At 42.1% G+C, this 13083-nt stretch carries 3 protein-coding genes; all 3 read left to right on the top strand.

Translation table 11 applies throughout. From position 1 onward, the window contains the following. The first annotated feature begins 7 nt into the window (after positions 1–7). The 3 genes from KFE98_19650 to KFE98_19640 all read left to right on the top strand — a co-directional run bounded on the left by KFE98_19650 (position 8) and on the right by KFE98_19640 (position 13075). Positions 8–9922 carry a hypothetical protein gene (locus KFE98_19650; protein ID UTW62193.1) on the top strand — a complete coding sequence of 3305 codons (9915 nt, stop codon included), beginning with the start codon at positions 8–10 and terminating at the stop codon, positions 9920–9922. A gap of 437 nt (positions 9923–10359) precedes the next feature. Continuing rightward, complete coding sequence (locus KFE98_19645) at positions 10360–11055, top strand: IS1 family transposase (protein UTW62192.1); 696 nt, start codon at positions 10360–10362, stop codon at positions 11053–11055. 94 nt (positions 11056–11149) lie between these two features. Beyond that, positions 11150–13075 (top strand): hypothetical protein, encoded by a 1926-nt coding sequence (locus tag KFE98_19640; GenBank protein UTW62191.1) that lies wholly within the window; start codon positions 11150–11152, stop codon positions 13073–13075. The last annotated feature ends 8 nt before the right edge of the window (positions 13076–13083 follow it).

Raw genomic sequence — 13083 nt, 5'->3', positions numbered from 1 at the left:
CCACACCATGAAAAAATTGATCATTTTCCTTGGAGCCTTCTGTCTCAGTCTGTCTTTAAGTGCAGGTAAGGAGGTTGTCAATACTCGACTTGCGGGTAATGATATTAAAGCAAATGCTAAACTCACCATTGCTGATGGAAAGCATCATTACATGGATGCCAATCCTGGTTTATGGCCATCAGAATTCACCAATGTTGCTTTAACGAGTAAGGTGATTTTGGGAATTGATCCTTACCAGGGCTGGACACCGTCGAGTGACTATACCTGTACGGTTGAAGTAGCTATCCGCTATTGGAATGAGCAAATGACAGAAATAAACCTACCCAACCAACAGCTGGAAGTGACCTTTCCAGTAAACGGTAGTCCGGTTGTTGCTTTGGACAAGTATGTTTTTGAAGGTGCCATTAAAACCGAGATAACGGTAGTTTCTGTATCGGATAACCTGGGAGCACTGGAGAATGTGTTTATAGATCTCGAAATTCACACAGAGCGCTATTACAAGTTTGATTACGCTAATTTTCCGGAAACCAATCCTTCTCAAACGGATTTTATCAATTCATTCTTTCAAAAGAATTACGATGCTAATGCTCAGGAGTTGATTGTTTCCTGGGATGCCGTTACTGGAGCAGAAGCGTTTGAATTTGAATGGATCTATTTGGCTGACAAGAAAACCGGTGCCCCGGATAAGTTGAGCTTTGATGAGCGCTCCACAAGAATCCGAACTCATGGTCATTCTTTTGCCATTCCTATGGTTTATACGGCTGGAGACGTCGCCTTCCGCATACGGCCACTTTATTATTCGAAAGAGGATAATTATGCTCGCCTTCATCCCGGAAGATGGATAGATCATGGAATAGGAACGACGAGTTTAGCACAATATCCCAGTGGAGCCAAATACAATTGGTCAACTTCCTATGAGGAAACTATGACCTGGCAATTCCAAATGGGATTTAATGAAATGGGGAATACTAGCCAAAGCGTGGTGTATGCTGATGCCGCCGGAAATCCGAGGCAATCCATAACGCGAAATAATGAGGAGGATGAGGTTGTGGTAACCAGTGTCATTTTTGACGCTTATAGCCGACCAGTAATGGAAATACTCCCTTCACCAGTGGCTACCCAAAGTTTGAAGTATGTCAATGATTTGAATTTGTATCAAACAAGTTCTGGATTAGAGCCGCTGCATTTTTCTCATTTTGATACTGAAAATCGCCGTAATAATTGGTGTGTAAGTGGTCCAATTAGTATAGATCCGTCTTCAGCTGGAGCCGGTAACTATTATAGCTCGAGTAATCCCAATAAAGATGGTGCCGAAAAGTACTTACCTGACGCCGGAGGTTACCCCTATGTTCAAATGGAGTATCGTAAGGATAATACCGGAACGGTTATGCGAACAAGTGGAGTAGGAGAGAACCATCAATTTGGAAGTGGTCACGATGTATATCATCGTTTTGATAATGTGGAGAATGGCTTTTTGGCTAACTATTTCCCGTTGTTGAATTATGATGTAGGAGCTTCTCATACCCAAAGAATTACTCGGGATGCTAACCGGGTAACTACCCAGGAAGTATACAATTCTGCAGGTCAAATTATTTTAAAACAAGTGGGAGGAACCGTTCCTTCAAACCTTCAGCCTCTTGCTGGTAATTCAGTGGAAACTACAACCAATTTGTTGATCGATTTAACTGATCACGAGTATTACAGTGAGACTGAGCCACTTCTATACTCAGGAAGTTATGAGTTGAAGTATGACCTCACTTATGACCATTTACTCACCTGTAACCTTTGCTATACCTGTCATTATGAATTTGTTTTCAAAGTGACTAAGGTCTCAACGGATGAATGTAACCAGCAAACGGAAACAGTATTGGTGGATTACAGCGCGCCTATTGGGAGTTTAAATGTTCAATCTACCTGTCCTAATCCGGTTACCGAGGTTTTTGATGCCAATCGAGAGTCTGGACTTAAATTTTTCATTTCTCCATCGGAAGTTGAAGCCGATAAAATGGTTCACCTGGAAATAAAGAAGGAGATCAAGGTAAGTGAGGAATCGAAAGATTATTACAAGGAACAATATCTGGCAAACTACTGTGGAAGTGATCCGGAAACACACCTACTGGATATGACTCCGGATAATTGTAATTATGATTTTTGCACCTACGAGTTCTACTCTGAATATGGCACCAATGCCACGGAATACAATACGCTATTTGGTACCACCATTTCTCAAACCGATTACGAAAACATAAAAGCGGAAAAAATAGCCGATTGCAAGGAGACGCCTTCGCGATGTGAAATACTTACCGATCATTTAAAATCTGATTTTGCACCTGGAAATCAGTATGCGCTCTACGACAATGCACCGAGCGCCATGCAATCTACTTCCTATTCCCATTCAGATCCGTATAGCCTATTTAATACGGATGTATTTACCAATCTTCTTCGCCTTCCAGGTGATCCTAATCAAATTATTGATTACAAGTATTTTAATGGGCAGTATACCAAGCCCGATGGAAGTCTATTATCCGTAAACCTAAATACGGTTGAGGATTTTATGAAATACTACCACGATGGCTGGCTCGATTTGTTTTTACCTGCACACCCTGAATATGCTTGTTTGGATTTTGTGTGTGGAAACAAAGATGGTTCAACAGTGATTGCCCCGTATGAGTACGCCGATAAAATGAACAACACACTCACCTTTGACGAGGCTCGAAGTTCCGGTTTACTTAATCCACTGAATCTCAATTTTGGAAGTTCAGCAGACATGGGTAATTACCAGGTGAGTTGTAGTCAGTGCGGCACAGCTCAAATAGATGAATATTTTACCCTATCCGGATCGGCAGGAACAGCCTATTTGGTAGATCTGAAGGATTGGATTAAAGATACCGATGGGTTTTACGATGATGGAGCATCGACACCGCTCTATGTCAATATTTACGTGGCTGCGTACATTTTAGCAGCCTGTGATCAATCCACTCCAGCTTCCATCAATTCCTGTATTAATGCACAGTTAAACAGCGGTAAATTTGATTTGGACAATTTAGGTTGCGACAAAGAGAAATGGTGGATATTCTTTCGTGGATTGTATTTGCAAAAGAGAAACCTCCTGGTAAATGAATTATTGAAAACCGAGCGTAATACCTCTACCTGTCAGGTGCCCAATGGAAAAGAGGCAAGAATTTCGACATTCGAGGATCTTTTTGGTTCTGGATTTGATGTTCTTCGCCAGGCCATAACGACTACCCCAACTGTTTCTTACGGAACACTTCAAAACAACATCAATTCGGGCACTTCTTGTAGTGATGTTGCTGAATCTATGGCCGATGATTGGATGGCCGAAATAGGATCCTGTGGTTTGTCTGGCTCAGGAACACAACCTTACGACGATATTCGGGAAGCCTTTAAGCAGGTATTTATCAATTCCTGTCAAAATGATCATCCATTAGGGGCTCAGGAGTCTTCTGTTCCTTATTCGGTTTCAATTAACGGGAATATGAAAGACTTGTACTCCTTCGAAGATGTGTTGACCGAGTATGGAGTGACTCAAGGATTAAATTGTTCTGTTTATTTGATTGACGCTCCCCAAGTGGGAACAAAGTTGGGAGCCAATGGCCAATTGGATGCTTGTGGATGCGATGCCTTGTTTCAGAATGAACAAAACTTTGCGAACGCATCTTACACCAAGCCAGATGGGTTAACCACAGAAAGTGAGCTTTTTGATTACGATTATGGATATCGGTTGAACAATCTTGAAGAGCTTAAATGTGTTTGTAATTCAGCCATCACATCCACTTGGACGAGTGGCTACAGCTGGAGTGCAGCCGAGAAAGTGAGCTTAGAATCATCTTCCATGATGGTACCAGCAGGTATGGGATGTCCTACCTCCATTACCTGTAAGTTGATTACCGATGAACGTACGACGACGAGTGGTGTGGTAAATTATGCTTCAGAATTTCCAGGTTTTGCTTCCTCTTCTAACGATCTCAAACTGTTTACCCGATACATGAATCAGAAATATGGGGTGGTTTTAACAGAGTTTGAATACGATCAAATTCAACGAACCTGTGCTGAATTTGATAATGGCTCCAACGTGAAAACACTTTCATGGACCCTAACTGAGCAGGCCGATGATTTGGTGAAAATGCTGGATGATTTGGCCAAGTTCAAGGATCTTAAAAGCAATTCTTTGGTGCTTAAGTTTAGCCATGACTTCTATTATGGCTCCCTTTACGATCAGCAACCTTTGAGCGCCAATCCTGTAACCCTTACAACCACTCAATCCAATGGAGTATCTCAAATGATATTTACTGATAATGGATACAGTGTGGGCTCTTGTACCCTCGATTTGGATGAACCTACTACCCCCTATGATTTAGACGATATCACCGGTTTTGAATTAATCAAGGCTGTAATTAATACTTCTACTGCTTCCCTGGGAAAACAATATGGATTCCAAATAAAAGCACGATTTAAGGATGGGGCATCTGAATGGTTAGAAGGAAACAGTACATGTTGGCCAACCTTCGAAAACTTAATTGAAGAGAATTCGGTAAAAGACCTGCAATTCAACATTGGCGGGGTAGAACCTCATGTGAACAAGAAGGATTGTGGAAACCGCGCTAAGGCTGATGGAATGCGTTTTTATGCTCTGCGAGATTATGAAAACCAAAAGAAGGATGACTTGGAATCATTTTTAAGTGATTACGTGTCTCATTGTTCTAATCCGGATGAAAACTTGCTCTACGACGGGCAGCAATACGAGACCGCGATTACCTTGTTTTATTACGATAACCAAGGCCAGTTGGTTAAGACCGTATCTCCTGAGGGGGTGAATGCCATTGCTGAAACCCAGCACAAAATGGAGACGTTTTACGAGTATAACACCTTGGGGGAAATGACCTATACCCAAACTCCAGATGGGGGAGAAACCTATTTTTGGTACGACCATCTAGGGAGAATGGTAGCTTCTCAAAACGATGAGCAAAAGACCCGAGGAGCCTATTCCTATTCTCAATACGACAATTTGGGAAGGGTAGTAGAATCCGGTGAAATTTCGTCCTTGCTTTACTCCGATGCGAATTACAACAGTTCTCCAGGAGAAATGACTGATATCATTGCCCGAACTCCTCATTTATTGGAATTGTGGTTCACCAACGCTTCGACCCCTAACTCAGGAAACTCACTTCCTGCCAGAAATGAGGTAGTTCGAACGATTTACGATGATCAGGTTATGGCTATTGAAAATGGTTTGTCCAATTATTTTGATCAGTACAGCAACCCGGAATACAAAAACTTTAAGCAGAAGAATATCCTGAGTAGAGTGGTATCTGTGGTTTATTTCGATGAATATCGAGTATCCAACGAAGAGGACTACAAGGCTTTGGAAAGTTATGATCGAGCTCTGCATTACAGCTATGATGTTCACGGGAATGTAACCCATTACATTCAGGATGATCAGAAGTTAGAGGAATTTGGCCATGATAAGAAAATCATGGAGTATGAATACGACTTGATCACGAATCAGGTGACCTCTATGAGTTACCAGAAGGGAGAGGTGGATCAATTGATTCATCGTTACCTCTACGATGCTAATGAAAAACTCAGAGAAGCTTTTGTAAGTAAAGACGGCCAAAATTGGGACCGTATTGCAGACTACAAATACCTGCGTAATGGAATGTTGGCCCGTGAAGAAATTGGGCAACAAAAGGTTCAAGCCTCGGATTATGTTTACACTATTCAAGGTTGGTTAAAAGGAGTAAACGCTTCCACCTTGGTAGCCAATAGAGATGTGGGAAAAGACTCGGATAAAGGAAATTACCTAGCTGGGCAAACCAATCTTCATGAGCATATTGGAAAGGACGTGTATGGCTATGAGTTGAAATACAACAACAACGATTACAATCCCATTGATGGGGCGTTATCCTCATCGAGTGACTATTTCCTCGCTGAAGCAGGGACAAACATCTCAAATGCTTTATTGCCACAATACAATGGAAACATTGCCGCAACCACTATGGCACTTAGTGATCATAACGGAGCCGCCTTGCCCTACTATATGCGTAGTTATGAGTACGACCAGTTATACCGTCTGAAAAAAATGCACAACTACAGTGGAAGTAATGTAGAAGTGAATAATTCATTTGCTACAGCATCACTTACCGAAGACTATCAAACCGAGTATTCATACAACCGCGATGGTGACTTGCTATCCTTGAGTAGGAATGCCTATGGAAGCAACCGGGAAATGGATAGGTTGAGTTATTACTATACCGAACCCGGTACCCACAAGTTAGATCATGTTACCGATGATAAAGGGCAGACCTGGAATGTGGATATTGGTACCCAAACCTTCGATAATTACACCTACAACGAGCTGGGCCAATTAATTGGTGATAAGAATCAAGAGATCTCCTCCATTGACTGGAACATTTCCGGAAAAGTACGTCGCGTAAATCGAGAGAGTAGCTCGACCAAGGATGATATTTCTTTTGAATACGGTCCGATGGGTAATCGTTGGTACAAGAGCATTAAACCGCGATCATCTTCAGGTGGAAGCGATCAGACTTATTGGGACGATACGTACTATGTAAGGGATCCTCAAGGAAATATTTTGGCTGCCTATTCCATTGATTTTGAGACCGAAGGGACGGGCTATATAGAGTTGTGTGAAACGCATTTGGATCCGCATAGCTCTGTAGATGTGAACTACAACAACGGATCTGTCATGGTTCCATTAGTAGCTACTAATCCCGTATTTCTTACTGGGAATGCGTCGGCAAAAGCGGCTCAAATTGCAGCAGCAATTAACGGACATTCTGGTTCGCCTAATTTCACGGCTGCCGCTGTAGGAAATTGTGTTCGTATTTCGGCAGCCTCAGGTACTTCCAGTGAGCTGATTGATGTTGAGTTTACCTTAATCGGAAACGGTAGCCCTTTGCAACTTGAAAATCTATCCGTAACCCAAACCAACAGTAAGCAACTGCATTTAACCGAACACCATTTCTATGGCTCCAAACGGATAGGTGTAGGGCAGAATCAAGAACTATTGGCCGAGATTGAAGGAGATTGGGAAGCCAATTTGGACAAATCTGTGGAGGTGACACCAGGAACAGAAGTGCTTAACCAACCCGATCCAAGAATTGTTCATATTCGCTATCAGGAGCATTTGGGCCCACCATCAGATAACATGGCTTTTACCAATATTTCCTTGAATCGTTATGTAGTAGTCAACGTCAATGGAGCCCCTATTATCACTCAAACACTGGAGACCGCTTTTCATACTCTAACCTGGGAGCAGCAGATTGATGAGTTAGTCAATCGAATCAATACACAATCTTCTGTTTGGAGAGCTCACAAGATATTTCAATCGAACCATTGGGAAATGGAATTGGAATCTAAGGTGCCACAATCAGGCACGGTAAACTTTACCTTCGATTTGGGTGGAGGTACAGTGCCATTTTCGGTAAGTCGAATTTTGGATGAAAAACACAAATGGGGAACCCACCAATACGAGTTTTCCAATCATTTGGGGAACGTTGTTGAAGTGGTCTCGGATGCCAAGGAATCTGGTATTTCCTGGGTGACCGAAGAAAATAGCACCTTTCAAAATAATTCGGTAGATGGATTTACCGGGACTAACAATACCTCAGTAACCAACTTAGGGGCTGGTTTAAGGGTTTATCAGTTAACGGCTAATACAGCGGCGACTACCCAAAAGAACTGGACCGTGACTCCAGGAAAGAAATATCAGTTGGATATTAGAATGCTCACGGCGGGCAATTGTCAAAACTTAAATCTTCAATTAAAGGATGGTTCCACCGTGCTATATGATGATTTGAACCAACCGAATATTTATCTGGATGCTCAACAATCTCATACCACAACAAAATTAGATTTTGACGTTGTTGATGGAAACCTTACTTTGGTCCTCATGGGTACATCAGCCGCCAATACCTATACCGAGTATACCGTATCTTCTGTTCATTTAAGAGCCCAGGAAGCCACTTCCAGTGGCTCGAGATCGGCAGTATTAGCCTACAACGATTATTACCCATTTGGCATGGTACAACCCGGCCGAACTTACAACCACGGAGCCTATCGTTACGGCTTCCAGGGCCAGGAATACGATCGGGAATGGAAGAACGGGGCGACATCTTCTCAGGTGCCGGACTACTTCTATGTGGATGTGATGGACAACGACCTGGTCTTTGAGGATGATTTTAACGATTTAAGTCAATGGACGGTGTCCAATCATGGCAATGGGTCTTGTGCGAGTTTAGGAGCCGGAGGCGGCTTGGTACTCGATACGGAAGATGCTTGGTGTGGCGTACAAAGTGTCGAATTTGATGTGGAAAGCGGAAAATCCTATTGGTTAGGAATTGATGTGGACAAACCCGCCAGCCATGCTGGAGCAGAAGTTGTGGTTTTCTGGGATTATTGGGATGCAGGAAACAACCAATGGTCTCAATTGGGTGTCTTGGTGATCAACCAAACCGGTCGCCATAGTACCGGCATGTGGCGGGCCACAGGATCGACCAAATTGCGGATGCGCCTGCTTCCGGGTGGCAATGTTTCTTCCAGTAACCCATGTAAGGCTACTTTTTATGGAATTGCAGTTCGAGAACAATTAACCAACTGGACAAGCTGGCACAACTCTCAGGGCGATTTGAATCTAATAGGTCAGGGTGGACGCCTACGTCTACAAAACGATCAGAATTCAGGAGGTGGTCATTCTAAGGAAATAGCGATCACTAACAAAGGAGTCCCTCATACGGTTACTTACAACGTAGAACGAGTAACCCCTAACGATGCCAACAACAATTACTCTTGCCACATTATCATCGAACATCGCGATGCAGGTGGATCCTGGACTGAGTTGGATTACTCAGCTCGTTATATTTCCTACGACCCTGAGATCAAAACGATCACAAAAACCTTTACACCCACCAAGGATTATATCCGCTTTTATGTGACTTCGATCTCCTCGAATCCTTATCCCGCTCCAATTGAGTTCTATATGGATAATATTCGGATAACCGATGGTAGTACTGTTCCTATTGCTTCTAATGGGGGCGGGGATATGGTGAGTTATAAATACCGGATACATGATCCGCATATTGGGCGGTTCCTAAGTTTGGATCCGTTGGCTCCTAAATACCCTCATAACTCTCCTTATGCATTTTCTGAAAATCGGGTGATTGATGGTGTTGAGTTGGAAGGATTAGAAGTTATTTCAGTTCATGCTGATGGAAGGTTTTCCGTCTTTGCTACAATTTCGGTCTCAGCTGGTTTTGTCTTTGACATGCAAGGCAATGTTGGTGTTTTTATAACACCTGCTGGCGGTGGTGGTTTAATCGGTGGATATAGTGCTGGAGGAGGAGTGTCCTTTTTTCCTACTGGAAATACCATTTATGATACCGAGGGTTGGGGACTATCGGCTTTGGTTAGTGGGATTTTTGGTGGTGGACTTGGTGGATCTGCTGATGGTGCATTTGATACAGAATCTTTGAAGCATATACTGGGAATTGAAGAGCATCATGATTCTCATGAGGATAATTCAAAGTTAGGAGGCACGGTATTTATTGGAGGAGGTAAAGAAGTTGGTGGAGCTCTTGAGGTAACATATACTTGGGTTTGGGGTACTACATGGAAGGATCTGGCGGGTTTAATTTTAGGCTTTGAGAATGATGAGTTCAATCGTGCAATGGTTAATGGTCTTCGAAAAAGTATCAATTACCTTTCCGAAAAAATCCAGGATTCTGTCAATGAATTGGGTAGATTAAATAGGGATTATGATTTAAATAAAAACGAAATTGAGGAGATTTCTGATGTGCTTGAGAAACTTCGAATGGCGAAACAAGGTGCAGAAGTTGCTTTAGAATCTGTACTTGAAGCTGAAAAGGAATTGAAAACTGAGTAATTAAATATGGTAATTAACGTAATAATTTGTATTGTAATCATTGTTTGGCTTTTATATGGTGGAAGACTTGTTGTAAGATTTAATGAAGATTTGGCAGATATTGAAAGTACTTTTAGTAAAGAACCACGTTTTCGGTCAAATCGCATAAAGAAAAGGAGGTTAAAGTTTTTCAAACAGTTGTTTCTAAGCCTCCTTGTTTTGACTTTGGCTTTTAGCATTTTATCGATTATTGGGTCGACGGGTTAGGCTCAGCGCTCCCCACACACCTTATGAACAATACGGTAGTGTATCACTTTTATTGATAGCAAAAAATGAAAGTATAAAACGCTGGAAATCAGCATAATTATTTTGAATAAAGAAAATGGAGAGACGGTCAATTGATCGTCTTTCTTAGTTTTAGGCCGCTAAATCACCCTTAAAATGAAGATTCCTCTAATATGTGTATCAGATGTGTTGATGAAATTTTGAAATGCCAGAAATGCCAAGCTCGATGTGTAAAGAATGGTAAGACGAGAAGTGGAATACAACGTTACTTGTGCAAAGCCTGTGGTAAAACCAAACAAAGCGGTTACACCTACAAAGCCCTAATCGGAAATATCAATCAACAGATCGTTCGATTTTTGAAAGAAGGATTGGGAATCAGAAACATTGCCAGATTATTGGAAATTTCAACCAATACAGTAAATCGAAGAATCCTTGAAATAGGTGCTAAGGTTGAGAAACCAATGGTAAGCATGAATCAGAATTACGAATTAGACGAATTGAAAACCTATGTCAAATTCAAAAGAAACGAAATGTACGTGGGCTATGCCCTAAATCCGGAAACAGGCCAGGTAGCCAATTTTATGGCTGGAAAGAGAAATAAAAGAAACTTGAAGCTGATTACTGATACCTTGTTGTTTTCCCGGGCAAAACGAGTGGATACTGACGGTTTGAACATTTACAAATCATTACTTCCCAGAGAAATCCACCGAATCAAACACCGAGGAATCAATCACATTGAAAGAATGAATCTCACCTTAAGGACTCATTTGAAGCGATTGAATAGAAGAACGATCTGTTTCTCCAAAAGTCTTCGATGCCTCAAAGCGGTGTTGAAAATCTACTTCTGGGCCGATCCTGAAAGGGTTTAAAATTGAGTAATAACTAATCGAATTGCGGCCCCAATCTTCATAACAATTTCAGGAGTTACCCCCAAAAAAGCATGTAAGCCATCACCCCTTCGGCATGGTACAACCCGGCCGAACCTACAACCACGGAGCCTATCGTTACGGCTTCCTGGGCCAGGAATATGATCGGGAATGGAAGAACGGAGCGACATCTTCTCAGGTGCCGGACTACTTCTATGTAGATGTAATGGACAACGACCTGGTCTTTGAGGATGATTTTAACGATTTAAGTCAATGGACGGTGTCCAACCATGGCAATGGATCTTGTGCGAGTTTAGGAGCCGGAGGCGGCTTGGTACTCGATACGGAAGATGCCTGGTGTGGCGTACAAAGTGTTGAATTTGATGTGGAAAGCGGAAAATCCTATTGGTTAGGAATTGATGTGGACAAACCCGCCAGTCATGCAGGAGCAGAAGTTGTAGTTATCTGGGATTATTGGGATGCAGGAAACAACCAATGGTATCAATTGGGTGTCTTGGTGGTAAACCAAACCGGTCGCCATAGTACCGGCATGTGGCGCGCTACAGGATCGACCAAATTGCGGATGCGCCTGCTTCCGGGTGGCAATGTCTCTTCCAGTAACCCATGTAAGGCTACTTTTTATGGAATTGCAGTTCGAGAACAGTTAACCAACTGGACAACCTGGCACAACTCTCAGGGCGATTTGAATCTAATCGGCCAGGGTGGACGCCTACGTCTACAAAACGATCAGAATTCAGGAGGTGGTCATTCAAAGGAAATAGCGATCACTAACAAAGGAGTCCCTCATACGGTTACTTACAACGTAGAACGAGTAACCCCTAACGATGCCAATAACAATTACTCTTGCCACATTATCATCGAACATCGCGATGCAGGTGGATCCTGGACTGAACTGGATTACTCAGCTCGTTATATTTCCTACGACCCAGAGATCAAAACGATCACCAAGGCTTTTACACCCACCAAGGATTATATCCGCTTTTATGTGACTTCGATCTCCTCGAATCCTTATCCAGCTCCAATTGAGTTTTATATGGATAATATTCGGATTACTGATGGAAGTACCGTGCCCATTGCTTCTAATGGGGGCGGGGATATGGTTGCGTTTAAGTATCGGATGCATGATCCGCATATTGGGCGGTTTTTGAGTTTGGATCCTTTGGCGCCTAAGTATCCGCATAACTCGCCATTTGCTTTTGCAGAGAATAGTGTAATTGCGTTTATTGAATTGGAAGGGTTAGAGAAATATTATGCTGCCAATGGCAAGTATTTAGGGCAATTTGGAACATCTACTGATATTAGAATTATCACTGATAGGTCCTTAATGATATCGGCGATGAGCGTATTAGGAAACGGTGAACTTGCTAATAAAACTGCGGAAATTAAATACTCAGCTTTGAATACCAAATTTCTTGATGGAAGTACAAGAGCATACTTACCAAGTGAGGAGATGGATATTCTCAGAGATTGGAGTGTTGAGTATCAACCAAAGAGTAAAGACCGTGAGTATGCTATGGTGATTTATTCAGGTACCCTTGTAGATGAAAATGGTGACGAATTTACAGTACTTATGCCTGGAACAACTGTAGAAGGCAAACATAGGTATGAATTGCATGGAGGAGGGGAAGTAGATCCGGACGGATCAGTTTTACGAAATGATCAAGGTCAACTTATGGCCCAACATTGGCAAAAAAACGTAGCAAATATTATTTGGGTAAGACCTTTTGGCGGGGATTGGAAAAGGTATTCCATGATCCATAGTCATTTTGAAGGACTACAATTCCAATTCTCACCCGGAGATATTGACGTAGCTCGTGGTATTCATTACAGAACAAATTCTCACTTGATACATTACAATCATAATTCAATTAAGAGTTTTAATTTATCTACCTACGAACGACTAAAAGATCCAAATATTAAGGATTACGACTTTGGAACTAAACTTGATGAAAATGCGATGGATAAAGCAGTTGAAGAAACAAAAAATTTCATTACAAAATAGAACTCTAT

The sequence above is a fragment of the bacterium SCSIO 12741 genome, assembly GCA_024398055.1.
GTDB lineage: Bacteria > Bacteroidota > Bacteroidia > Flavobacteriales_G > Salibacteraceae > SCSIO-12741.
This window is presented reverse-complemented; position numbering and strand designations above follow the sequence as displayed.